This window comes from Pseudomonas sp. zfem001 (genome assembly GCF_032621725.1).
GTDB lineage: Bacteria > Pseudomonadota > Gammaproteobacteria > Pseudomonadales > Pseudomonadaceae > Aquipseudomonas > Aquipseudomonas sediminis.
Genome location: NZ_JAVYJI010000006.1, coordinates 62,141 through 86,258, shown reverse-complemented (window position 1 = coordinate 86,258; position 24,118 = coordinate 62,141). Strand labels below are relative to the sequence as shown.

At 62.9% G+C, this 24,118-nt stretch carries 24 protein-coding genes; 9 read left to right on the top strand and 15 right to left on the bottom strand.

Features of this window, described 5'->3' with window-relative positions:
* Positions 1-153 precede the first annotated feature (153 nt).
* Together RTH74_RS18940 and RTH74_RS18935 are read left to right on the top strand one after the other, a co-directional pair.
* On the top strand, positions 154-1,026 hold the full coding sequence (locus tag RTH74_RS18940) for an AraC family transcriptional regulator (protein ID WP_316915664.1): 873 nt from the start codon (positions 154-156) through the stop codon (positions 1,024-1,026).
* A 145-nt stretch (positions 1,027-1,171) separates the two neighbouring features.
* Positions 1,172-3,802 carry a DEAD/DEAH box helicase gene (locus tag RTH74_RS18935; protein WP_316915663.1) on the top strand — a complete coding sequence of 877 codons (2,631 nt, stop codon included), beginning with the start codon at positions 1,172-1,174 and terminating at the stop codon, positions 3,800-3,802.
* 67 nt (positions 3,803-3,869) lie between these two features.
* Here the strand turns inward: RTH74_RS18935 and RTH74_RS18930 are convergent, their stop codons facing one another.
* Together RTH74_RS18930 and RTH74_RS18925 are read right to left on the bottom strand one after the other, a co-directional pair.
* Positions 3,870-4,364 (bottom strand): phosphate-starvation-inducible protein PsiE, encoded by a 495-nt coding sequence (locus tag RTH74_RS18930; RefSeq protein WP_099525654.1) that lies wholly within the window; start codon positions 4,362-4,364, stop codon positions 3,870-3,872.
* Between the two features lie 123 nt (positions 4,365-4,487).
* Entirely contained in the window at positions 4,488-5,732 is a 1,245-nt protein-coding gene (locus tag RTH74_RS18925) for a diguanylate cyclase domain-containing protein (RefSeq protein WP_143507344.1), read from the bottom strand.
* A gap of 279 nt (positions 5,733-6,011) precedes the next feature.
* On the opposite strand from RTH74_RS18925, the gene RTH74_RS18920 reads away from it, so the two are divergent.
* Positions 6,012-6,275: a YebG family protein gene (locus tag RTH74_RS18920; RefSeq protein WP_099525656.1), complete on the top strand. Its 264-nt coding sequence runs from the start codon at positions 6,012-6,014 to the stop codon at positions 6,273-6,275.
* A 43-nt stretch (positions 6,276-6,318) separates the two neighbouring features.
* Here the strand turns inward: RTH74_RS18920 and RTH74_RS18915 are convergent, their stop codons facing one another.
* Both RTH74_RS18915 and RTH74_RS18910 read right to left on the bottom strand, forming a co-directional pair.
* Positions 6,319-6,561, bottom strand: coding sequence for a hypothetical protein (locus RTH74_RS18915; protein WP_316915662.1), 243 nt, complete (start codon positions 6,559-6,561; stop codon positions 6,319-6,321).
* Positions 6,562-6,713: 152 nt separating this feature from the next.
* Positions 6,714-7,736 carry a Glu/Leu/Phe/Val dehydrogenase dimerization domain-containing protein gene (locus tag RTH74_RS18910; protein WP_316915661.1) on the bottom strand — a complete coding sequence of 341 codons (1,023 nt, stop codon included), beginning with the start codon at positions 7,734-7,736 and terminating at the stop codon, positions 6,714-6,716.
* Between the two features lie 100 nt (positions 7,737-7,836).
* On the opposite strand from RTH74_RS18910, the gene RTH74_RS18905 reads away from it, so the two are divergent.
* Positions 7,837-8,640, top strand: coding sequence for a transglutaminase family protein (locus tag RTH74_RS18905; protein WP_316915660.1), 804 nt, complete (start codon positions 7,837-7,839; stop codon positions 8,638-8,640).
* A gap of 36 nt (positions 8,641-8,676) precedes the next feature.
* On the opposite strand, the gene RTH74_RS18900 is transcribed toward RTH74_RS18905, so the two are convergent.
* The 3 genes from RTH74_RS18900 to RTH74_RS18890 form a co-directional block, all read right to left on the bottom strand.
* Entirely contained in the window at positions 8,677-9,033 is a 357-nt protein-coding gene (locus RTH74_RS18900) for a PilZ domain-containing protein (protein ID WP_074938394.1), read from the bottom strand.
* 59 nt (positions 9,034-9,092) lie between these two features.
* Positions 9,093-9,515 (bottom strand): DUF4124 domain-containing protein, encoded by a 423-nt coding sequence (locus tag RTH74_RS18895; protein ID WP_316915659.1) that lies wholly within the window; start codon positions 9,513-9,515, stop codon positions 9,093-9,095.
* Positions 9,516-9,589: 74 nt separating this feature from the next.
* A complete protein-coding gene (locus RTH74_RS18890) occupies positions 9,590-9,964 on the bottom strand; it encodes a tetratricopeptide repeat protein (protein ID WP_099525661.1) in 375 nt (124 codons plus the stop codon).
* A gap of 226 nt (positions 9,965-10,190) precedes the next feature.
* On the opposite strand from RTH74_RS18890, the gene RTH74_RS18885 reads away from it, so the two are divergent.
* Together RTH74_RS18885 and pyk are read left to right on the top strand one after the other, a co-directional pair.
* Positions 10,191-11,099, top strand: coding sequence for a universal stress protein (locus RTH74_RS18885; protein ID WP_316915658.1), 909 nt, complete (start codon positions 10,191-10,193; stop codon positions 11,097-11,099).
* Positions 11,100-11,170: 71 nt separating this feature from the next.
* Positions 11,171-12,622: a pyruvate kinase gene (gene pyk / locus RTH74_RS18880; RefSeq protein ID WP_017362690.1), complete on the top strand. Its 1,452-nt coding sequence runs from the start codon at positions 11,171-11,173 to the stop codon at positions 12,620-12,622.
* A gap of 61 nt (positions 12,623-12,683) precedes the next feature.
* On the opposite strand, the gene ycaC is transcribed toward pyk, so the two are convergent.
* Positions 12,684-13,298: an isochorismate family cysteine hydrolase YcaC gene (ycaC, locus tag RTH74_RS18875; RefSeq protein WP_079783123.1), complete on the bottom strand. Its 615-nt coding sequence runs from the start codon at positions 13,296-13,298 to the stop codon at positions 12,684-12,686.
* Positions 13,299-13,486: 188 nt separating this feature from the next.
* On the opposite strand from ycaC, the gene RTH74_RS18870 reads away from it, so the two are divergent.
* Positions 13,487-14,395 carry a LysR family transcriptional regulator gene (locus tag RTH74_RS18870; RefSeq protein ID WP_316915657.1) on the top strand — a complete coding sequence of 303 codons (909 nt, stop codon included), beginning with the start codon at positions 13,487-13,489 and terminating at the stop codon, positions 14,393-14,395.
* Position 14,396: 1 nt separating this feature from the next.
* Here the strand turns inward: RTH74_RS18870 and RTH74_RS18865 are convergent, their stop codons facing one another.
* The 3 genes from RTH74_RS18865 to RTH74_RS18855 form a co-directional block, all read right to left on the bottom strand.
* Positions 14,397-15,170, bottom strand: coding sequence for an enoyl-CoA hydratase (locus RTH74_RS18865; RefSeq protein ID WP_316915656.1), 774 nt, complete (start codon positions 15,168-15,170; stop codon positions 14,397-14,399).
* 61 nt (positions 15,171-15,231) lie between these two features.
* Positions 15,232-16,170 carry an iron-sulfur-binding ferredoxin reductase gene (locus RTH74_RS18860; protein WP_316915655.1) on the bottom strand — a complete coding sequence of 313 codons (939 nt, stop codon included), beginning with the start codon at positions 16,168-16,170 and terminating at the stop codon, positions 15,232-15,234.
* Positions 16,163-17,290 carry a GGDEF domain-containing protein gene (locus tag RTH74_RS18855; protein WP_316915654.1) on the bottom strand — a complete coding sequence of 376 codons (1,128 nt, stop codon included), beginning with the start codon at positions 17,288-17,290 and terminating at the stop codon, positions 16,163-16,165. Before RTH74_RS18855 ends, RTH74_RS18860 begins: the two co-directional genes overlap by 8 nt.
* A 473-nt stretch (positions 17,291-17,763) precedes the next feature.
* Here RTH74_RS18855 and RTH74_RS18850 point away from each other — a divergent pair, with 473 nt between their 5' ends.
* Positions 17,764-19,287: a fumarate hydratase gene (locus RTH74_RS18850; protein WP_099525668.1), complete on the top strand. Its 1,524-nt coding sequence runs from the start codon at positions 17,764-17,766 to the stop codon at positions 19,285-19,287.
* 51 nt (positions 19,288-19,338) lie between these two features.
* Here RTH74_RS18850 and dsdA read toward each other — a convergent pair whose 3' ends face one another.
* Complete coding sequence (dsdA, locus tag RTH74_RS18845; RefSeq protein ID WP_316915653.1) at positions 19,339-20,694, bottom strand: D-serine ammonia-lyase; 1,356 nt, start codon at positions 20,692-20,694, stop codon at positions 19,339-19,341.
* A gap of 140 nt (positions 20,695-20,834) precedes the next feature.
* On the opposite strand from dsdA, the gene RTH74_RS18840 reads away from it, so the two are divergent.
* Positions 20,835-21,509: a DUF1028 domain-containing protein gene (locus tag RTH74_RS18840; protein ID WP_316915652.1), complete on the top strand. Its 675-nt coding sequence runs from the start codon at positions 20,835-20,837 to the stop codon at positions 21,507-21,509.
* Here RTH74_RS18840 and zapE read toward each other — a convergent pair.
* The 3 genes from zapE to RTH74_RS18825 are packed head-to-tail and all read right to left on the bottom strand — an operon-like array spanning position 21,506 to position 24,107.
* Positions 21,506-22,639, bottom strand: coding sequence for a cell division protein ZapE (gene zapE / locus RTH74_RS18835; protein ID WP_316915651.1), 1,134 nt, complete (start codon positions 22,637-22,639; stop codon positions 21,506-21,508). The genes RTH74_RS18840 and zapE overlap by 4 nt on opposite strands.
* On the bottom strand, positions 22,636-23,520 hold the full coding sequence (locus tag RTH74_RS18830; protein ID WP_316915650.1) for a carbon-nitrogen hydrolase family protein: 885 nt from the start codon (positions 23,518-23,520) through the stop codon (positions 22,636-22,638). Before RTH74_RS18830 ends, zapE begins: the two co-directional genes overlap by 4 nt.
* The gene (locus tag RTH74_RS18825; RefSeq protein WP_316915649.1) at positions 23,517-24,107 is read right to left on the bottom strand and encodes a GNAT family N-acetyltransferase; all 591 of its coding nucleotides are present in this window, start codon (positions 24,105-24,107) and stop codon (positions 23,517-23,519) included. The genes RTH74_RS18830 and RTH74_RS18825 overlap by 4 nt, the downstream gene beginning before the upstream one ends.
* Positions 24,108-24,118: the final 11 nt, after the last annotated feature.

The following is a 24,118-nucleotide window of genomic DNA, read 5'->3' as shown; positions in this document are numbered from 1 at the left end:
GCCGCGCCGCGAGTTGGCGCAAAAAAACTTAAGCACCATTGAAAGGCGTTCCAGAAATTACGACCCCAGAATTTCACAAACTTGCGCATTTTTTTCTTCGCCTCTGGTTTTGCCTACTGGCAGGCGTAGCATGGCTGCATTCGGGAGAAGGTGATGGCGCAATTCGAACATCTGCAGGTATTCCAGAGCATGAGCCGCTCGCCCAACGCTCGGCTACACGCGATGGCCGAGCTGGGCAACGGCATGGCAGTGGCCCGCTGGAGCAACGCTCATGATGCGCGTGACTACCTTGCCCCCAGCCATCACACGCTGTCGTGCTACCTCAGCGGCGGCACTGGCACCTTTCGCCGCGAGCAGCCCGGCAACAAGGGTGCGCCAGACAAACTGTGCATTCTGCCGGCCGAACACCAGTCGGCCTGGATCATCAATGGCGAGATTCAGCTTGCCCACCTCTATATAGAGCAGGAGCAATTCGCCCTTGGCGCGGTCGCCCTGCTCGATCGCGAGCCGCGCAGCCTGCAACTGGAAGAAGCGACCTTCCTCGAAGACGCCGAACAGTCCGCGCGCTTTCGCCAGCTGTGCACCCTCGACTGGCAGGAGCCGGGCGAACGCCTGCTGGCCAGCAGCCTGGCGCACCAACTACTCGACCACGCCTTGCTCAACCAGGTTGGCCTGCGCCAGGGCCTGCGCCTAAAGGGCGGCCTGGCACCGCTGCAACGCCGACGTGTACGCGAGTTCATCGAGCAGCACCTGGACACGCCGCTACCGCTGAGCCAACTGGCCGCACTCTGCGCGCTGTCGGAATACTACTTCGCGCGCATGTTCCAGAGCAGCTTTGGCCTGCCACCTCATCGTTACGTGCTGGCTCGGCGTCTGGCGCGTGCCTGCAAGATGCTACGTCGGCCAGCCCCTGCTCTGAGCGAGGTGGCATTGGCCTGCGGCTTCGCCAGCGCCAGCCATTTCAGCAACCGTTTTCGCCAGGCATTGGGTGCAACGCCCAGACAGTACCGTGCTGCGTTCGTGTAGGGCGGGAGAAAGCCGCCACCCGCCCTGCCGTCGGCAATCTCTGCACCACGCCTGCTAATCGTCACGCGGCTATGCGAAAATCTGCGGCTTTGCATTGCCACGGCCCAGTCATGCGCCCATTCCTTTTCGCCACGAGGCTTCGCTGATGCCTCTGGATATCCACCTGTTACGCCAGGAAGACTGGCGTTCCGAATTCGGCGCGGGCGACCTGCGCCGTGGCATCGGCTACGCCGAAGAAAAACGCAGCAAACTGCTCAGTCTCAAGGACCACAGCCTGCTCGCCAATTGCCGAGGCTCAGGTGGGCAGACCTACCAGCAGCGCATCACGCTGCATCCTTATGGGCGCAAATGGAGCGTGACCGGCCACTGCAACTGCCCGGTCGGCTTCAACTGCAAGCACGTGGTTGCCGCCCTCCTCACCCTTGAAGCTCAGCAGCGCGCCGGCAGCGACCTGTCGGACATCATCGTACTGGACAAGGAGCTGGCCGAAACGCGCCTCGAAGGTATCGCCCCCACCGCCGTCCTCAGCCTCGGCAGCCAGGTACGCGTGCATTTCGACGCACGCAAGGGACGCATGCAGGAACAAACCCAGCACCGCGCCGCGCTGGCCTTCGACTATGCCGGGCACAAGGTCTTCGGCAAGCCGGCCAAGGACTTGGTCAAGCGCCTGGATGAGCAAACCAACCTGCGCCTGATCCGTGACGGCGCAGCCGAAGCCACGCTGCGCAAACGCTTGGAAAGCCTCGGTCTGCAGGTAGCCCTGCGCCAGAGCGAGGCGCTACCGGCCGAAGCTGGCGAGCCGTTCGAGCTGGAGCGCGAGCGCGACTGGCTGGATTTCGTCCAGCAGCAACTGCCGCAATTGCGCGCAGAAGGCTGGCAGATCCACATGCGCCCCGACTTCCAGTACAACCTCACCGAGGTCGATGACTGGTATGCCGAGGTCGAGGAAGACCCGCAGCAGAACTGGTTCGATCTGGAGCTGGGCATCGAAGTCGAAGGGCAGCGCCTGAGCCTGCTGCCGATCCTGCTCCAGGCCATTCGCCGCACGCCCTGGCTGCTGGCGCCCGAGGCACTGGCCCAGCGCGCCGACGAAGATCGCCTGCTGGTCAACCTGCCGCAAAGCGGCAAACGCATCGCTCTGCCCTTCGCCCGCCTCAAGCCATTGTTGGCCACACTCGGCGAGCTGTATTTCCGCGACCCCGGCGAAGACCACCTGCCGCTGCGCCTGGGTCGCGCCGACGCCGCGCGCCTGGCCGAACTGGCGCAGGGTCCTGAACTCAGCTGGCAAGGCGGCGATGAACTGCGCGGTTTCGCACAACGCCTGCAGAGTCTGGCAGTGCGTGAAGTCTCACCACCCGCGGACTTGCAGGCCGAACTGCGCAGCTATCAGCTGCAGGGCCTGAACTGGATGCAGACCCTGGCCGAGCTGCGCGTCGGTGGCGTGCTGGCCGACGACATGGGCCTGGGCAAGACCCTGCAGACCCTGGCGCATGTCCTCTGCGAGAAACAGGCGGGTCGTCTCGACAAGCCCGCGCTGATCGTCATGCCCACCAGCTTGATTCCCAACTGGCAGGACGAAGCGGCGCGCTTCACCCCGCAGTTGCGCGTACTGGCACTGCATGGGGGCAAGCGCAAAGCGCTGTTCGATGAGATCACCGAGCACGACCTGATCCTGACCACCTACGCCCTGCTGCCACGCGACCTCAAGGCGCTGAATCAACACCGCTACCGCCTGCTGATCCTCGACGAAGCGCAGAACATCAAGAACCCGCGCAGCAAGGCCGCCACCGCAGCGGCTCAGATACAGGCCGAGCTGCGCCTGTGCCTGACCGGCACGCCGCTGGAAAACCACCTGGGCGAGCTGTGGTCACTGTTCCACTTCCTCATGCCCGGCTGGCTCGGCGACGCCAAGGCCTTCACCCGCGACTACCGCACGCCCATCGAGAAACGCGGCGACGGCCATCGCCTCGCACATCTGAACGGGCGCATCCGCCCCTTCCTGCTGCGCCGCAACAAGGAACAGGTAGCCAGCGAACTGCCGCCGAAGACCGAGATCACCCAATGGGTCGAGCTGACCCAGCTGCAGCGCGACCGCTACGAGACCCTGCGCCTGGCGATGGACCAGAAGGTACGCGAGGAAATCACCCGCCAGGGCCTGGCACGCAGCCATATCGTCATCCTTGAGGCGCTGCTGCGCCTGCGCCAAAGCTGCTGCGATCTGCGCCTGCTCGGAGAGGATAACGGCGAGTTGGGCGCAAACGATTCCGGCAAGCTCAGCGCCCTTCTGGATATGCTTCAGGAACTGGTCGACGAAGGCCGCCGCGTGCTGCTGTTCTCTCAGTTCACCTCGATGCTGGCGTTGATCGAGGCAGAGCTGCAGGCCCGCAAGATCGCCTACGCCAAGCTGACCGGCAGCACCCAGGACCGACGCACACCGGTACAGCGCTTCCAGGCGGGAGAGTTTCCGGTGTTCCTGATCAGCCTCAAGGCCGGCGGCAGCGGCCTCAACCTGACCGCCGCCGACACCGTGATCCACTTCGACCCCTGGTGGAACCCGGCCGCCGAAGCCCAGGCCAGTGACCGCGCCTACCGTATCGGCCAGGACAAACCAGTGTTCGTCTACAAGTTGATCGCCCGCGGCAGCGTCGAAGAAAAGATCCAGCAACTGCAGCAGGCCAAGGCCAGCCTGGCCAAAGGCGTGCTGGACGGCGGCAGCCAGGGCCAGTGGAAGCTGGATGAGGAAGACTTGGCGGCGCTGTTTGCACCGCTCGATTGACACCTCACCTCAATGATCCGCCATCACGCCAGTAATGGCGGATGAAACGAGTGTCATCCACCTCAGATCAATCAGACGTATCGTCACGCTCGGACTCGGCATCCGCACGGTTACGCGCCTTGTTGCGGGGGTGCGGGCCGGCCACGGCCGGAAAGCGTGACGAGGCGTAACGCACCACCAGGATCGCCAGCGCCAGCAGCAGGATCGCCCCCGACACCATCACCACACCCCAGCTCGGCTTGTGGGTGTGGGAAATGTCGGAAATCAGCAAACGGGTCAATGCGGTGATCGCCACATAGATCATGAAGCGAATCGGCATGTGGTTGGTCTTGAAATAGATCCCCACCATCGCTGCCAATTCCAGGTAGATGAACAGCAGCAGGATGTCATCGACCGTGATGTGTCCCTTCTCCAGCATGCCGATAAAGGTCATCACCCCCGCCCAGGCCGTGATCGCACCAATGGCGAACAGCGCCAGGTAATGGAAGGCCTCCATCAGCAGATTACCCAAGGATTCCGCCAGGCCATGCATGCCCGTTCGCAGACGTTCCGCCCAATTCATCGTGTCACTTCTCCCCAAACCAACATCACCCCGTGCATCCGACATGGATGCACACCGACGAGCATGCAGGAAAAACACCAACTTGAGGATGATGCGGGGATGTGACGGAAAGACACAGGCCGCTCAGACTACCGCCAGCACCGGCTGACGCGATTCAGGCCAGGCGAAGCAGTGCTTGCCCGCTTCCTTGGCGCGATACATGGCCGTATCGGCCGCCGCGATAAGCCGGCGGCGATCTTCGCCATGTTCGGCATAACGCGCCAGACCAACGCTGACGCCCACCCGCACCTCGGGAAAGTGCTCCAGCAAAGGCGTATCAAGCGCCTCGATCAGACGCCGTGCCAGGCGTTCGACAGCATCTGCATCACCTGCCGCAATGATTGCGAACTCGTCCCCGCCCAGCCGTGCCAACACTTCACCTTCACGCATCAAACCCTGCCACCGTGCAACCACTGCCTTGAGTGTCGCGTCTCCAGCAGCATGGCCATACTGATCGTTAATCGGCTTGAAGCCATCGAGATCGAGATAGAGCAACGCCACCTGGCGCTCTCCGCGCCTTGCGAGCGCCAAAGCCTGATCCAGCGTCTCGTTGAAGGCTCGTCGATTGGGTATCTGGGTGAGACTGTCGTGCTGCGACTCGAAGGCCAGTCGCTCGAGCAACTCGGCGCGCTCACTAAGGTCACGACGTAAGTCGACAAACAGCAGCGTGAGCAGGCCGAGCATCAACAATGCACCGCCACCGCCACCCCATAGCGCCAGATACGAACGCCACTCCAGATCCGCTTTCTGTTCGGCAAGGGAAGCCTTTACGCCACGTTCGATATTGCCGATGCGTAAACGCATTTCATCCATGTAGAGCTTACCGACGTCCTCATCCAGCGTCCGCTGTACAGCGCTCTGTCCCTGCTCTCTGCGCACGGCTATGGTCTGTGCCAGTTCGCTGCGCTTGAGCTGGCTGAGTCTGGTGATAGCGTCAATATCAGGCTTGTAAGCCCTTAGGATATGGCTTTCAACAAGCAATGACAGGTGCTCGTCCAGTTGTTCGGTGGCCCGCTCATAAGGTTCGAGGTACTGAGGGTCGCTCGTGAGTAAATAGCCGCGCTGACCAATCTCGGCATCTTGGAGCATCGAAAGCAGTGAGGAGAGCCGGTACAGAGATCGATACAGATCTTGTACATCCCGACCGCTGGAGAGGCTGGCCTGACTCCCCCAGATTGCTCCAATGAGCAGCATCAGGCTCAAGTAAAACAGTGCCACCAGCGCGAGCAACTTGCGCTCTACACGACCGACTGAGTTCACGGTGAACACCTCATGATTGGGCACTGCAAAGGCCGATACCATGCGCCTGCAGTGACTATAGATGTCCACCAAACAGCTGCACAAGCGCCGCCCCGCAAAACGTTTGATAAAGAATCCGAAGCAGACTCAACATATACAATAATTGTACAAACGTACCTGATTCTGCCGTTGGCCATAGCAGAAAACCAAACGCCGCCAGCCGCTGAATGCAGCTGCAAATCGAGTCATCTAAGCTGCCCATCAAGCCCAATGCTGGCAAAAGAGAAGCGAGTCCTTTATTCTCGCAAACACTGTACAAAAAACCAGTTAATTACTGATCGACACGTATGAAGGCAGACGAGGTGATGAATGGCCGTCGAAGTGGTGTACCGCAGCAGTCGCGATCCGGAGCGTTTGTTTATGGATAAGGCCGAAGCCGATCGTTACGACAAGATGCTGGAGCTGGCCGAGCGCCTGAGTGAGGTTCTGCACAAGGCGGTGCCGTCCTTGAGCGAGGAACAGGGCGAGGAGCTGGGTATTTTCATGGCCAAGAATCGCGACGTCTTCGCCAAGGCGTTCAAGAGCCAGCCAGACGCACTTGACGAACTCGAGGCCGACGCAGCCAGCGAATGACCGAGCTCACAGGCCCCGCGCGCCCTGCGCAGGGCCTGGCGCGTCAGGCATCGCTGACTGGATAGTGCATCGCAGCTTGCTCCAGCCAGGCTGGCAAATCTCGTCGCTTGATGCCCTCACGTCGCGCACGGAGCAGTTGCTCGAGCATGTACTGGCGTTTGCGCTCATCGCCTTCGGCAAGAGAAAGCGCCAGATCGCGATCACTCCACTGACGAATGCGGCGAAACAGCCACCAGTGAAAGTACAGGCCTGCGGTGGTGGTGACGACGATAATGAAATAGTCCATGGTGAACCTCCTTCCACCACGCTAATCGAGCTCGCATGTAGCGCCAAGTGCAGCGTTGCCGCAGGTCGCTGCACCGTGCACCCATCAGTTCGACCAGGCGCCGCCTACTGATTACCTTCGCGCTCCCGCAGTTTGAACGGGCTCGGCAACCGCTAGGTGCGATAAAGCAGGCCCTCTGCCAGGTAGTCAGCGACTCGCGCCGGGGATCGTTTTTCAGCCTGGGCATGGGCGTAGATTTCGGTGAGGCGCCGGCTGATCTGCGCCAGGTGCGCAGTGATCGCCGCTAGTTCCTCGCCGCGATGACGCAGCGCCACGTAGATCAGCCCTCCTGCATTGAGCACGTAATCCGGTGCATAGAGAATCCCGCGAGCTTCCAGCTGATCGGCCACTTCAGGGCTTGCCAGCTGATTGTTGGCCGCTCCAGCCACCGCAGCGCAACGCAGATGGGCAACCGTCTGCGCATTCAGCACACCACCCAGGCCACAGGGCGCGAGAATGTCGCAGGGCGTGGTGAGTAACGCATCGCTGGTAATCGGATGCGCCCCCAGTTGCTCGACGGCCAGTTGCACACGCCCGGCATCGAGGTCGCTCACCAACAGTTCCACGCCCGCGGCATGCAGCGATTCGGCCAGGGCGAAACCGACATTGCCCAGCCCCTGAACAGCGACTCGCAGCCCTTCCAGATCATCGCTGCCAAGACGCGCCTGGGCGGTAGCGCGGATGCCCGCGAACACACCCAAGGCGGTGTGCGGTGACGGATCACCCTCGCTGGTCGTACTGGTAGCGTGATGGGTGTACTGGGCGATGCAATCCATGTCGGCGCTGGAAGTGCCACTGTCGATGGCGGTGATGTAACGGCCATTGAGGGTTTCGATAAAACGGCCGAAGGCTTCGAACAGCGCGGCGCGGCTTTGCAGATGAGCCGGGCGGATGATCACCGCCTTGCCGCCACCGTGATCGATCCCAGCCAACGCCGCCTTGTAGCTCATACCCTGGGCAAGGCGGATGGCATCGCCAATGGCGCTTTGTTCATCGGCATAGGGTAGGTAGCGACAACCGCCAAGCGCTGGCCCGAAACGGGTGTTGTGAATGGCGATAACGGCCTTGAGACCGCTGGCCGGATCCTCGGCCAGATGCAGGGCCTCGAGGCGGGCGGCTTCCATCATGCTGAACATGGGCGAGCTCCCGGTTGGACTTCAGGCCTCAGTATAGGAGAGCCACACTGGACGACGACCTTGCCAGGAGCTAAAAGAGCAGAAGTCAGCGGAGAATGCGATGAGCCCACGCCAAGCCTGCCTGCAGTGCCTGCAACGCGACCCTCCCGCCCTGTTCGAGGCGGCTCTGTGGATCGCTGCCGAACACGATGATCAGCTTCAGCCCGCGCAGATACTGAGCGACCTGCACAGTTTGTTACTGCAGGTCAGCGCCGGGTTACCCGCCCTGCCCGCTCGCGAATTGGCACAGCCGCTGCTGCGCCGACTGGCAGAACTCGACTATCAGGAAGACGACGAAGGCGTGACACGACCGCGCCATGCCCTGCTGCATGAAGTGCTACGCCGCCGACGCGGCCAACCGCTGCCCCTGGCGTTGATTGCACTGGAGTTGGCGCGCCGCCTGGATATTCCACTCCAGGGCGTGAATTTCCCTGGTCACTTCATGCTCCGTGTACCTGGCGCCGATCACCTGCTCGACCCTTGCGGCGGACGCCGCCTGTACACCCGCGACTGCCGTGATCAGCTCTATCGCCAGCTGGGCCCGGATGTCGAACTCAGCGCGGTGCACCTGCAGACAGCCGACGCCGCTGACATGCTGCGACGCCTGTCGCGCAACCTGCGCCTGCTGCACATGCAGCACGATGCCCCGGAAGCAGCGCTCAAGGATGCCGAGCGCGTCCTGCAGCTCGGCCCGCCCAACCTGGTCGATCATCTGGCTCGGGCGGACGTCTATCGGCAACTGGATTGCCCACAGGGTGAGCGCTATGACATTGAGCACGCGCTGCTGTTCTGCGAGGAGGAAGGTTTGCGCCTGCAGTTGAGCCAGCGCTTGCGCAGCCTGGCACGTGCGCCAGCGATGCATTGACGCCGCCGCGTACGACAACCTCGAACCAGCGAAATATCAGGCAGACGCCGCCAGGCTGTGAAAGCTAAAGTAGTAACGCAGCGCGTCGATCATCTCGACGTAATCGGCAGGTGGCGCCACCAGAGCGAAGCCGGAATCGTAGACACCGGGATTGACGTCTTCACGGCACCACTGACAGTTGGCGGAGAAGTCGATGAAATGCATGCCATGCTGGCCTGGAATCTTCAGGCGCATGTCGAAGCGTGCGCCCACCAGCATCGGCAACTGACTGATCAGCATCAGACCGTCGAGGGAGACATTGCCGATGGAGCCCATCGGTTTGTCGGTAATGCGATTGAACACCTTCAGGTAGTAGGGCAACTGATGGCGTTCGATTCGGCGCTGGCTACGCATAGTGGCAAATCGCTACAAAGGGACTTGAGTATGGCCCTACTACGACCACTTAACCACCCTCAAGAACAGCGTTGGGCTATCCGCTCGCGCAACTGGCGACGAGCGGTGTCGGTTTCTTCATCACTGTAGTAGATGCGCTCGCCGCCGGCGCCTTCGCGATAGTAGCGAAAGCCCTCCGGCATCTGCGCCAGGTGTCGGCGCAGATCACGGCATTCACTGGCCCGCTCTTCGCGCTGCGCAGCTGCTGTCGCCGCCGCCTGCTGTTGCTCTTCACGCCGCGCATCGTAGAAACGCTGACGGCGCTCCTCACGCTCACGCGTGTGTTCGTCGCGCTCGATCACCTGCGGCTTCACCTGCACGGTTTCAGCCCCGGCAACGGGCCTCTGGCCGAAATGCACCCGCCCCTGCTCGTCCGTCCAGCGATAGATTTCCGCCGTGACCAGCGTGGGCAGCAGTGCAGCAATCAACAACCAGTAGCGCATGTTCATCCTCCATGAGTGACATACGCCAGCTTATACCGCCACGCGCCCCTGAAGAACGCCGAACGACCGAAGGCTCAGAGTGTGGCCGGGCTGACCTTGGCCGCCGGCGCCGGGCTGTGATGCCCCAGCTGTTCCAGCGTCTGCAGACGCGCGCGGGCGCGGTAGGCGTACTCGCTGGCCGGATAGCGCGTGATGATGAACTGGTAAGTCTGCGCGGCATCGACGAACAGGCTCTCGCGCTCCAGGCACTGACCGCGCAACAGGGAAATCTCCGGCTGCAGGTAATTGCGCGAGCGGCTCTTGCGCTCGGCCTGCGACAGCTCCAGCGCGACCTGCGCACAATCACCTTCGTTGTAGGCGCGGTAGGCGTTGTTCAGATGATGGTCGAGCGAGACGCGGGTACAGCCCGTGGCAACCAGAGCCACGGCCAGAATGATCAGGGTACGCATGGGCAATTCCTCCAATGAGCAGTGTATCGACAGCCGAGGGAAAAACTGAACAGCGATAGTTGTTCTGGAAACGCCCCGCATGACGCCATTGCCTCACCTTTTTGTCCGCGCCAGCGCCACGACCACTCGCCCTCTCGAACCAGCGCCAAATCGCTGATCCATATCAATGCCGCTCGCCTGAACATGGCCTGTAATGCAGGCACAGACTCCAGGTGAGGACACTGCCATGAAACTGCAACGGCTGATGGTCGTCATCGACGCCGAACACCAGCAACAACCGGCCCTGCAGCGGGCCGTCGAAGTGGCGCGCGAGACCGGCGCCGCCCTGCTCTTGCTGCAGGTCGAGTATCACCCGAGCCTGGAAAGCGGCCTGCTGGACAGCCGCCTGTTCGACCGCGCCCGCGAAACCATCTTGCGGCAAAGCTGCGAGGCACTGCGTACCAGCGTCGCCCACCTGAGCGCTGAAGGACTCCAGATCGAAGTGGATGTGCGCTGGGGCAAACGCCGCCACGAGGAGATACTTTCCCGCGTCGCGGTGCTGCAACCGGACATCCTGTTTAAATCGACCTATCCCAGCAGTGCGCTGCGCCGTCTGCTATTCAGTGATACCAGCTGGCAGCTGATCCGCCGCTGTCCGGTGCCGCTGTGGCTGGTGCACGACGCCGAATCTCGCGGCAAACGCCTGTGCGCTGCACTCGACCCGCTGCACAGTGCCGATAAACCTGCCGCCCTCGATCATCAATTGATTCGCACCAGCCAGGCTCTGCAGGCTGCGCTTGGCCTGCAAGCTGAGTACCTGCACGCGCAGGCACCGCTGCCACGCTCGCTGCTGTTCGACGCCGAGGTAGCGCAGGAATATGAAGACTACGTGATCCAGTGCAGCCGAGAACATCGCGAGGCCTTCGACAAGCTGATCGCCCAGCACGCCATCGATAGAGCGCAAACCCACCTGCAGGAAGGTTTTGCCGAGGAAGTCATCCCGCGTTTCGTGCGTGAGCACAATATCGGCCTGCTGGTAATGGGCGCCATCGCCCGCGGCCATCTGGACAGCCTGCTGATCGGCCACACCGCAGAGCTGGTGCTGGAACGCGTCGAGTGCGATCTGCTGGTGATCAAACCGGAGCGCAAAGGGTAGTGCACAGGAACAATGACTACAGCCCGACGCCGTAGTAGCCTCCCGGTCATAGTTCACTAGGGAGTTCGTGCATGACCTTTCGCCGCACCAAAATCGTCGCCACCCTGGGCCCGGCCAGCAGCTCGCCGGAAGTGCTGGAGCAACTGATCCTCGCCGGTCTCGACGTGGCCCGTCTGAACTTCTCCCACGGCACGCCGGACGACCACAAGGCGCGCGCCGCCCTGGTTCGTGAGCTGGCCGCCAAGCACGGCCGCCATGTCGCCCTGCTCGGCGACCTGCAAGGCCCGAAAATCCGCATCGCCAAGTTCGAGAACAAGCGTATCGAGCTCAAGGACGGCGACCTGTTCCGCCTCTCCTCCAGCCACTCGCGCACGGCCGGCACCCAGGAAGTGGTCGGCATCGACTACCCGGCGCTGATCCAGGACTGCGATGTCGGTGACGAACTGCTGCTCGACGACGGCCGCGTGGTCATGCGCGTCGAACTCAAGGGCGCCGACGAGCTGCACTGCCGCGTACTGATCGGCGGCCCGCTGTCGGACAACAAGGGCATAAACCGCCGTGGCGGCGGCCTGACTGCGCCAGCGCTGACCGAGAAAGACAAGGCCGACATCAAGGTCGCCGCCGAAATGGACCTGGATTACCTGGCTGTGTCCTTCCCGCGTGATGCCGCCGACATGGACTACGCCCGTCGCCTGCTCACCGAAGCCGGCGGCACCGCCTGGCTGGTGGCCAAGATCGAGCGCGCCGAAGCCGTGGCCGATGACGAAGCGCTGGACGGCCTGATCCGCGCCAGTGACGCGGTGATGGTCGCCCGTGGCGACCTGGCCGTGGAAATCGGCGACGCCGAGCTGGTCGGCATCCAGAAGAAGATCATCGCCCACGCCCGTCGCCTGAACAAAGCAGTGATCACCGCCACGCAGATGATGGAATCGATGATCCACAGCCCGATGCCGACTCGCGCCGAAGTCTCCGACGTGGCCAACGCCGCGCTGGACTACACCGACGCAGTGATGCTGTCGGCCGAGAGCGCTGCCGGCGAATACCCGGTAGAAGCCGTGCAAGCCATGGCACGCGTGTGCCTCGGCGCAGAGAAACACCCGACCAGCAAGCAGTCCAGCCACCGCCTGGGCCGCACCTTCGAGCGCTGCGACGAAAGCATCGCCCTGGCCACCATGTACACCGCCAACCACTTCCCGGGCGTCAAGGCAATCATCAGCCTCACCGAGAGTGGCTACAGCCCGTTGATCATGTCGCGTATCCGCTCGTCGATCCCGATCTTCGCCTTCACCCCGCACCGTGAAGCCCAGGCCCGCGTGGCACTGTTCCGTGGCGTCTACACCGTGCCGTTCGACCCGGCCTCGCTGCCAGCGAACAAGGTCAGCCAGGCGGCGGTGGACGAGTTGCTCAAGCGCGGCGTGGTCGAGCCGGGCGACTGGGTCATCCTGACCAAGGGCGACAGCTACCACGGTACCGGCGGCACCAACACCATGAAGATCCTCCACGTCGGCGATCAGATGGTGTGATCCACCCTTGAACGCAAAAGGCCGCTCATCGAGCGGCCTTTTGCGTTTCAGCAGCCTCGTTTCACTTCTGGTTGTAGCTCTGGATCAGGTTGGCGTATGCCGGCAGGTGACCACCAAGAATGCCGCCGAACCCCTCGACATCGTTACGCCAGTCACGATGCAGTTCGCCACCGACGCTGAACCAGTTGAGCAGTTGGGCACCGGCATGAGCCATACGCGCCAAGGCAGCATCGCGCACCGCGGTGTTGAAGGTGCCGGAAGCGTCCGTCACCACGAATACGTCATAACCAGCCTCCAGTGCGGAGAGAGTGGGAAATGCCACACAAACGTCGGTAACCACACCAGCAATGATCAGTTGCTTGCGCCCAGTGGCCTTGATCGCGTTGACGAAGTCCTCGTTATCCCAGGCGTTGATCTGCCCCGGACGAGCGATATAGGGCGCGTCGGGAAACATGGCCTTTAGCTCCGGCACGATCGGCCCGTTCGGCCCGGTTTCGAAGCTGGTGGTAAGAATGGTCGGCAGCTTGAAGAACTTGGCGATATCCGCCAGCGCCATGACGTTGTTCTTGAACTCGTCGGGCGAATAGTCGCGTACCAGCGAGAGCAAACCGGCCTGGTGATCGATCAACAATACGACGGCATCGTCCTTGTCCAAACGCTTGTAAGTGAAAGCCATGGGAAAACTCCTGTACGGTGATGAGGCTGAACCTCGAGACCATTGCAATCTCGAAGGACGCTCAGCCTAGTGGCCAAGGCCGCTGACAATCGACCGCGCAGAGGGAAAATAGCTTTTCGAAAAAACCGAACAAAAAACCGCGGCGAAGGCATTACCCTCACCTCATCGAATCGATGGGACACCCGCATATGAAGCTTGATCTGCAGGAAATCGAAACCTATCTGCGCGTGGTGGAACTGGGTGGCGTAAGCCGGGCAGCGGAAGACCTGGCGCTATCCAAGTCGGTGGTCAGCAAGCGTTTGAGCGATCTGGAACAACGTCTAGGTAGCAATCTGCTGCATCGTTCCACCCGCAAGGTCACGCCGACCGACACTGGCCTGGCCTTCTACCAGCAGGCCAAGCAGGCACTGCTGGAACTGAGCGAAGCAGCCGAGGCGGCAGCCTTCAATGACAGTGGTCTGTGCGGGCGCCTGAACATGCTGGCGCCGATGAGTTTCGGCACGCTCTGGCTGGCGCCGCTGATCGCCGAATTCATGCGTCTGCATCCACAGCTGGAAGTCAGCCTGTATCTAGAGGATCGCATCAGCGATTTCGAGCGCGAAGGGTATGACCTCTGTGTACGGATCTCACGCATCGGTGACAGCGCGCTGATCGCCCGCAAGCTCGCCAGCAGCGCCCGGATACTCTGCGCCAGCCCGGAGTACCTGCAACGACAAGGTACGCCAGAGGATGTCGACGCGCTGCGCGAGCACGACTGCATCGGCTACAGCAACGTCGCTTCACGGCAATTCTGGTCCTTCGAAAACGACGATGAGCAAGGCGAACTGGCGAACGTGGCACCACGCGGACGGTTTTCCAGCAACAACGGCGAAGTCATGCGCGAACTGGTGCTGGCCGGCCAGGGTCTGGCGCTGCTGCCAAGCTTCCTGGTCCACCAGCATCTGAAAGACGGCTCGCTGGTCGAGATACTGCCTCAGGCGCGGCCCAAACCTTACTCCATCTATGCCATGTACCCGCGCTCCCGGCGGGCGTCACGCAAGGTCGTGGCGCTTTGCGAGTTTCTCCAGCAGCGCCTGCTCGAACCGCCTTGGGAATAAATCAGGCAAACCGAGAGAAATCCGGCTTTCTGCGCTGCATGAAGGCCGTCAGCGCCTCGATAGCCTCTGGCGAACGCAGGCGCTGCCCGAACAACGCCCCCTCCTCCTCGATCACCTGGCGCAGCTGCTCGCGATCCGGCGCGCGCATCAAGCGTTTGCTGTCGGTGACAGCTGAGGGTGCCAGCTGGAGAAAACGCAGTGCCATCTCACGCGCTTTGCCCAGCGTCGCGGCGCCGTCGTCCAGTGCCTGGTTGGCGATACCCCAGATCGCGGCCTGCTCCCCCGTGAAGGACTGGCCGAGCAACAGCAGTTCGGCGGCGCGTGCATGCCCCAGCAAGCGAGGCAGAATCAGGCTGGAGCCATACTCGGGGCACAAGCCAAGATTGACGAAGGGCATTTTCAACTGCGCATCACGGCTGACGTAGACCAGATCGCAATGCAGCAGCAAGGTGGTACCAATGCCCACCGCCGGACCAGCCACTGCGGCGACCACCGGTTTGCTGAATTCGAACAGCGCGCGCATGAACTGGAACACTTCGCTGTTCAGGCCGGTGGGCGGCGCCTGAATGAAGTCGGCGACATCGTTACCGCTGGTGAAACACGCCTCACCACCAGTGAGTAACACCACGCGCACGCTCGGGTCGCGCTCGGCCTCGTCCAGCACCTCGGCCATGCCGGCGTACATGGCGCGGGTCAGCGCATTCTTCTTGTCCGGACGGTGCATGCGCAGGGTCAACAGACCGCCGTCGCGCTCGATATGCAGGTGCTCGCTCATGCCACGGCTCCAATGGATGCGTCATACGCACCGGCGCCAGGCCTGACCGGCCCGGCACAGCCTATGCGCGAGTGAGAAAGACGTCGGCGAGCATCTGACTGCGTGGCAAACCGGCCATGTAGAGGCGCCGCGCGAAGCTGTCGACCGTCAAGGGATGGCCGCAGAGTAAGGCGAGGGTTTGCCGCGAAACAAGGCGCAGTTCGGCCAAAGCAGCCGGCAACTGCGCCGCCGTCACCAGTTCCACCTGCAGGTTGGCGTGCTGCGCAGCCAGTGCCTGAAGTTCGTGCGCCAGATAATGCTCGGCCGGCTCATGCGCCACGTGCAGCAGGCGGATGACGCCCTGGTGCTCCTGACGCAGCGCGTCACGCAAGACCCCGTACAACGGCGCCAGCCCCGTACCGGCGGCAAGCAACCATATTGGTCGCGCCTGCCAATCGGCGTCGTAATGCAGAGCACCACCGCGCAGCTCGCCGAGCCGCAGCGTGTCGCCAACCTGCAAGCGCCGCGCAGCATCGCAGAACGCGCCGGGCAGGCGGCAGTCGATGTGAAACTCCAGCCAGTCGTCCTCACCCGGCAAGCTGGCCAACGAATAAGGACGCGCTACACCCTGCTCATTCCAAAGCAGCAGGTGCTGGCCGGGGCGATAGCGCAGTGGTTTGGCCGGCTGCAAGCGCAGGCGCAAAACCTGCGGGCTGGGCCAGTCCAGTGCGAGCACCTTGGCTGACAGGCCGTCACGCTGCGGGTCGAAGGGCTCTACCTGCAGATCCTCGATCACCTGGCACTGGCAGGCCAGGCGCCAGCCCTCGGCGCGCTTGTCGACCGCCAGTGCCTCAGGCTGACGATCCAGCGGTTCGCCAGCGATGCAACGCACAAGGCAAGCATGGCAGCAGCCGGCACGACAGCTGTAGGGCACCGCCACACCGCCGCTAAGCAACGCATCGAGCAAGTTGGTTTGCTGGGCGACTTGCAGTAGCTGGTCACCGACGCGCAGCTCAGGCACCCGCGTTCTCCCAGCTGGCGTCGCAACGATTGCGGCCGCCGCGCTTGGCCTGATAGAGCGCCTGATCGGCACGCTGCAGCGCTTCATCGAGATCGTCACCGGCGACCAACAGTGTCATGCCGGCGGAGAGGCTCAGATTATCGACCTTCACGCCCACTGGCTCGGCCTTGGCGAAGGCTTCGCGCAAGCGCTCGCAGCAGGCGGTGAACTGATCAGCATCGGTATTGGGCAATAGCAGCACGAATTCCTCACCGCCATAGCGGGCAATGATGTCGCCGTCACGCAGACAGGCACGGGCCACAGCGGCGAAGGTTTGCAGCACCCGATCGCCCGCAGCATGGCCATGAGCATCGTTGATTCGCTTGAAATGGTCCAGGTCGATCAGCGCCAGACCGTGATGCCGCCCGTGGTCCAGATGCCCCAGTTCGCGGGTGGCCAGACGCAGGAAATGACGACGATTGAACAGGCCGGTGAGCTCATCGGTGGCGACCAGGTCCTCAAGCTGGCGCATCATCCCACGCAGGGTGTCCTGGTGCGCTTGCAGGGCGAAGCGGCGTTGGCGCATGCGTTTGCGCATGACCTGCACGTAGCTGGAGAACAGACATAGCCAGACCAGCAGGATGAACAGCACCCAAACCTGTAGCCAGGCCATGCTCGGGTCCACCAACTGCATGCGGTAGGCCTCGACCAATATCATCGCAGTGAAACCGAAGAAAGCGAACGCGGCGCAACGCACGAACACCCGCGGCGGCAGCTGGAACACGCCGAACAGCAGAATCAGTACGTAGAAGACCATCATCACGCCGCGCGCGCTGTCGAACAACGCCAGCACCGGTGGCTGCCAGGCCAGCGCCACCAGTACCTGGGCTTCGGTCAGGCTGGGATCTTCACATCGCAGGTTGCGGCCGGACAGAAACAGCCAGAGAAACACCAATTGGCTGCCGAACACGCCCAAGGTCAACCAGACGGCGTTACTGATCTCACCGATGAAAAGGCCATTGAATACAGCGAACCAGCAGACGAGCGCCATCATCGCGTAAGTAGCGAAGGCCATGGCGAAGCGTTTGAGCAGGAGGCTCTGCAGGCTGCGTTGCGTTCCCCGGCGAGTCGTTGAGCTCATGGGCTCCATCCCATACTGGCATCTGGCCGTACTCTACCCCTGTGATCACGAAAAACCTAGGCCGCAGTAGGGGGCCGCCTAAAATCGCGGCGAGCCAGTCTGCGCAAGAAAGAACGATCGAAAACGCTCACAGGCATGCTCGACGTTACAAGCGGCGAATGAGCATGTGACCAGGCTGGCGTCCTGCCAATTTTCAAGTAACGCTGACAAGCCACGACCGAATGGAAGCAGGAGGCAGAGCGACGCAGAAAGCCAAAACCGAGGTCGTCCTGCAAACGCCCGATAACCGCCCACTGGGCTTGCCATCGACCTTTGGCTGCTGTGCCCGTCACGGCTGGCTGCGGTATACTGCCGCGCCTTTTTGGGCAGCTCTGAAAAATATCAAAGATAATTTTCAGAGCTGCCCTTCCACCGTTGCGCCGGGTCTTGTCCGGCGCTTCCTTGTTGATGTTCCCTGATAGAGGAGCGCCCCAATGACCGTGATCAAGCAGGACGACCTGATTCAGAGCGTTGCCGACGCACTGCAGTTCATCTCCTATTACCACCCCGTCGACTTCATCCAGGCGATGCACGAGGCCTACCTGAAGGAAGAGTCGCCGGCCGCCAAGGACTCCATGGCGCAGATCCTGATCAACTCGCGCATGTGTGCCACCGGCCACCGCCCCATTTGCCAGGACACCGGCATCGTCACCGTGTTCATCAAGGTCGGTATGGATGTGCGCTGGGACGGCGCCACCATGAGCGTCGACGACATGATCAACGAGGGCGTGCGTCGCGCCTACAACCTGCCCGAGAACGTCCTGCGCGCCTCGATCCTGGCCGACCCGGCCGGTGCCCGCAAGAACACCAAGGACAACACCCCGGCAGTCATCCACTACTCCATCGTCCCTGGCGACAAGGTGGAAGTGGACGTCGCGGCCAAGGGCGGCGGTTCCGAGAACAAGTCGAAGATGGCCATGCTCAACCCGTCCGACTCGATCGTCGACTGGGTGCTCAAGACCGTGCCGACCATGGGCGCCGGCTGGTGCCCGCCCGGCATGCTCGGCATCGGCATCGGCGGTACCGCCGAGAAGGCTGCTGTGATGGCCAAGGAAGTGCTCATGGAGCACATCGACATCCACGAACTGCAGGCCCGTGGCCCGCAGAACCGCATCGAAGAGATCCGCCTGGAGCTGTTCGAGAAGGTCAACCAACTGGGCATCGGCGCCCAGGGCCTGGGCGGCCTAACCACCGTGCTCGACGTGAAGATCATGGATTACCCGACCCACGCAGCTTCGCTGCCGGTGTGCATGATCCCCAACTGCGCCGCCACCCGTCACGCCCACTTCGTGCTCGACGGCTCCGGCCCGGCCGAGTTGGAAGCACCGGATCTGGACGCCTACCCGGAAATCGTCTGGGAAGCCGGCCCGAGCGCGCGTCGCGTCGACCTCGACACCCTCACCCCGGAAGACGTACAGAGCTGGAAACCGGGCGAGACCATCCTGCTCAACGGCAAGATGCTCACTGGCCGCGACGCCGCACACAAGCGCATGGTCGAGATGCTCAACAAGGGTGAACAGCTGCCGGTCGATCTGAAAGGCCGCTTCATCTATTACGTGGGCCCGGTCGATCCGATCGGTGACGAAGTGGTAGGCCCGGCTGGCCCGACCACCGCCACGCGGATGGACAAGTTCACCCGGCAGATCCTCGAGCAGACTGGCCTGCTGGGCATGATCGGCAAATCCGAGCGCGGCCCGACCGCCATCGAAGCGATCAAGGACAACAAGGCCGTGTACCTGATGGCCGTCGGCGGCGCTGCCTATCTGGTGGCCCAGGCAATCAAGAAGTCCAAGGTGCTGGCATTCGCCGAACTGGGCATGGAAGCGATCTACGAGTTCGACGTGAAAGACATGCCCGTTACCGTGGCTGTCGACAGTAACGGCGAATCGGTACACATCACCGGCCCGGCGATCTGGAACAAGAAGATCGCCGAAAGCCTGGCAGTGGAAGTGAAATAAGCGTCGACGCTGCAAAGCAGAAGCCCGGCCAAGTGCCGGGCTTCTGCGTTTTTAGACGTCCTGCAGCAGCTGCCTGCCACGCGCCAGGTAATGATCCATCTCCGCTTCCGGCACCATGCTGCCGCCGGTCGCCCATACCAGGTGGGTGGACCGCGCCAGGCGCTGAGGCGTCAGGTCGATGCGCGAACGATAGCCCTGCTGCTCGCCCAACACCCGCAGCACACCCGGCATACCGGCCAGGGCCGAAGGTTCGAGGCGCTGACCTTCAGCGCGCTCAAGCAGTGCCAGGTAACGGAACAGCTGCTCATCACTGACCGTGTAATAGCCATCGATCAGGCGCTGCATGGCGCGGCCGACGAAGCCAGATGGTCGCCCCACGGCCAGTCCGTCGGCAGCCGTGCGGTTGTCGATACCGAAATCCTGAACCGCCAATTCTTCATGCCGTCCGGTATGCACGCCGAGCAGCATGCACGGTGAATGGGTCGGCTCGGCGAACAGGCAGTGCACCGCGTCGCCGAAGGCCAGCTTCAGGCCGAAGGCCACGCCACCCGGTCCACCGCCCACGCCACAGGGCAGGTAGACGAACAGCGGATGCTCGGCATCAACCACCACACCGGCTGTCGCCAGTTGCTGCTTGAGACGCTCACCGGCCACCGCGTAGCCGAGGAACAGGTGCCTGGAATTTTCGTCATCGACGAAGTGGCAGCGCGGATCGGCCTCGGCCTGGCGGCGCCCCTGCTCCACCGCAACACTGTAATCGCTGGCGTACTCGACCACCGTCACACCATGGGCACGCAACTTGTCCTTCTTCCATTGGCGCGCATCGGCGGACATGTGCACCGTGGCCTGGAAACCCAACCGCGCGCTGATGATGCCGATGGACAACCCCAGGTTGCCGGTAGAGCCGACAGCTACCTGATAGCCACCGAAGAAGGCGCGCATCTCTTCGCTGTCGAGGCAGGCGTAATCGTCGTCGAGGCTCAGCAGCCCGGCGGCCAGTGCCAGGTCCTCGGCATGCTTGAGCACCTCGTAGATACCGCCGCGGGCCTTGATCGAGCCGGAAATGGGCAGATGGCTGTCACGCTTGAGCCACAGGGCGCCGATCTCGCCGTCTGCCTGGGCCTCTTCGCGAAGCAACTTGCGCATCTGCGGCAGGGGCAGGATGTCCGACTCGATAACCCCGCCGCTGGCGGCCGTCTGCGGGAACGCGCGAGCCAGATAAGGCGCGAAACGCGCGAGACGGGCGCTGGCATCGGCCACGCCTGCTGCGTTCAAGCCCACATCGCCCAGCGCCTCGCTGACAGGTGCCACGGCAGGGTTGAACCAGCTGGTTTCACGCAGGGCGATCAGCTCGTCGAGCAGCGGGTATTGCGCACGCCACTGGGCGAGCGTCTGACCAAGGATCATCGGCAGTTTCCTCATTGCAGACCGTTAACAACGCCCATTAGATGACGCTGACAGCCATCTGGCAAAGGCCGCGAGCGGCAGGCAAGCGGAACGATACCTGACCAGGCGCGGCCTAACCGGGAAACCGCCAAGGAGTTGCCATGACCTTTTCCATCGTTGCCCGCTGCCCGCGCAGCGGACAGTTCGGCGTCGCAGCGGCCACTGCCATGCCCGCCGTCGGCAAACTGCTCAGCCATGCTGCCGCCGGTGCAGGAGCGGTAGCCACCCAGGCGCAGGTCAACCCCTATCTGGGTCTGGATGGACTGGCGCTACTGCGTCAAGGATTGTCGGCTAAGGAAGTGCTGGAGCGGCTCAAAGACACCGATCCATGCATGGAACTGCGCCAATGCGCGCTGATCGACGCTCAGGGCGACAGCCTGTGCTGGACCGGTGAAAAGTGCCTGCCCTGGGCCGGCTCGCTGAGCGGCGAACAGTTCTCCGTGCAGGGCAATCGCCTGGTCGGCCCACAGGTGCTGGACGCCGTGGCCGAAGCCTTCCGCCACGCAGAGGAACGCCCACTGATCGAGCGCCTGATCGAAGCCCTGGCCGCTGGCGACCGCTGCGGCGGCGACCGTCATGGCGAATCCTCCGCGGTGATCTACGTGGTCGATCAGGAGGAGTATCCGCTGTGGGATATCCGCGTCGACCATAACCTCGACCCGGTGGCCGAGTTGCGCCGCCTGCACAAGGTCTTCGCCCGCGAAGTACTGCCAGAGATCCTTGCCATGCCTACTCGCGATAATCCAGCGGGTCTGGCGGCAGAGGATTCGGTCTAGTCCATCCCGTCAACAGAGGGGCCGAAACGCTCCAGTTGCATCTCACGCAAGCGACTCAAGGTGCGGCGGAAGGCAAAACCGAGGTAGCCCTGGATATAGAGTTCATCCAGGGCTACCTCAGCTTCTATATACAGCGGCACACGGCGGTCGTAGCACTCGTCGACCAGGGCGATAAAACGTCGTACCGCATCGTCATTTAGCGACAGCGCCGGCAACTGCCGATCCCCGGCATCGACCCGTTCGGCACCATCCTCGGTGCCACGGGCGATGCGACCCTCACGCTGCTCACCACCCAGGCATGGCACCTCGCCGAGCAGGATGGCCGGAAAGCGCTCACACAGTTCGATGAAGTCGGGCGCGGCCAGCGGCTGTTCACACAGATCAGTGAAGCGACACCATAGCGCTGCCGGGCTATGACCGAGGGCTGTGACGCGGCGGTGAGCCAGCTCGATCGGCTCGCGGCTGATGGTTTGCCCCTCGCTCAGACCGGCGAACAGCTCGTCCAACGCCTGCGGCTGCCGCACCCAATAGCGCTGCACCTCAGCACCGGGATGCAGGCGGTGGTCCTGCTCGCCGTCGACCGCCACCACCTGCATGTGCGCAGTGAGCGCGGCGATAGCCGGGAGGAAGCGCTCGCGGTTGTAGCCCTCGGCGTAGAGCTGATCCGGTGGCTGGTTGGAAGTGGCCACCAGCACCACGCCCTGCTCCACCACCAGGCTGAGCAAGCGACCGAGCAGCATGGCATCGCCGATATCGCTGACGAACAGCTCGTCGAAACACAGCACGCGCACCTCACGCCCCAACTCCTCGGCCAGCAGGCGCAGCGGGTCGGCATTGCCAGTGAGTTGAAACTGCCGGCGATGCACCCATTGCATGAAGTGGTGGAAATGCTGCCGCCGCGCCGGCACGCGCAAGGCGTTGTAGAAGCTGTCCATCAGCCAGGTCTTGCCACGCCCGACCGGCCCCCAGAGGTAGACGCCAAGGGGCCGGTCGCCTCGCTCGACAGCCTCATGACAGTACTGCAGCGCATCGACCGCACGGCGCTGCGCTGCATCGACCACGAAGCCGGCAGCAAGCGCACGCTGATAGGAGGCCTGGGGCGAGTCAGGCAGGGCCTGCGGGGCGTTCAACGCAACACCAGCCGGCCGTCATCGAACTGCCGTGGCCAGTCACGACGGGTGAACACCTGGCCCTGCTCACGCACGCGGCGTACTTCATCCAGATCCAGTTCGCAGATCAGCCAGTGGCTGCGCGTGGGGCACAGCTCCTCGCTCTCGACGACGATGCCGCTGGCCGGCATGCCGTAGTCCGATGGTACGTACAGCGAGGCGCGGCCATAGCCTTCGTCCAGCGACGGCGACCAGGGCGCCAGGCCGACGGTAGGCGAATGCAGCACGGCGATCTGGTTCTCCAGCGCACGGGCCTGGGCGCCGATGCGCACGCGGTGAAAACCGGCCACGGTGTCGGTGCAACTGGGCGCGAGGATCAGGTCGACCCCGGCTTCGGCCAGGGTATGCGCCAGCAAGGGGAATTCGTTGTCGTAGCAGATCAGGATGCCCAACTTGCCCAGTGCCGTATCGAACACCTTGAGGCCGTTACCCGCTGCGATGTGCCACTGCTCCAGCTCGAAGCGGGTCATGATCAGCTTGTCCTGAGTGCCCAGGCAGCCGTCCGGACCGAACAGCCAAGCGCGATTGCGGTAAATGCCGTCATCATCCAGCACCGCCACCGAACCGGGCTGCAGGTAGATATTCAACCGCCGCGCCAGGCTCTCGCACAGTTCCAGCCAGCGTGACAGCAGCGGCTGTATGCCGGCGATGGAGCCGTGCAGATCGCCGCGCTCGGCTTCCGGCAACTGGCCTGTCAGCACCAGGCCGGCGTATTCCGGCAGCAGCAGCAGCTCGGCGCCCTGCCCGGCTGCGTCCTCACACAGCGTGGTGAGGTGCTCGGCATAGTCGTCCCAGGTGACGAACAAGTCGATGTGATATTGGCAGGCGGCGACCTTGATCATGAAGCAAGCTCCTTCAACCAGAACGACATGGGTTTGGCCGACTCCTCGGCTTCATCCAGATCGCGCCAGTGGTAATAGGTGTGCAATTCGGGGTGATGGCGATAGCCACGCCGCGCCCAGAAGGCGTCCAGCGGCTGGTAGTCGGCAGGCCGACGAGGATGATCGACGGGGCGCTGCACGGCGCAGAAGGCGCACCATTCGAAGCCGCCTAGCGCGCGTGCATGGCCCTCGCGCTCGACGAAGAAGCGCACGCCCAGGCCACGCCCGCGCCAGGCCGGCAACACCACCGATTCGGCGCAGTAGAAGATGCGCGCCGGGCTCCAACCCGCAGCGATGAACGGCTGCTGGAATTCTTCGGTTTCATCGGCCAGCGGCAGTGCCGTGGAGGCGCCGACCACACGGCCCTCGTCATGTACCAGCACGCACAGGCTATGGGCACTGCGCACGTAGGTGGCCAGGTACTCGGCCTCGTAATCGAGGTTGCCGTCGTAGAGGTAGGGAAACTCGCGGAACACCTGGATGCGCAGGCGCGCCAGGTCGTCGATATGGGGTTCGATCTCCGCGCCCCGGAGCAGTCGGATATCCATTGCAGTCGCTC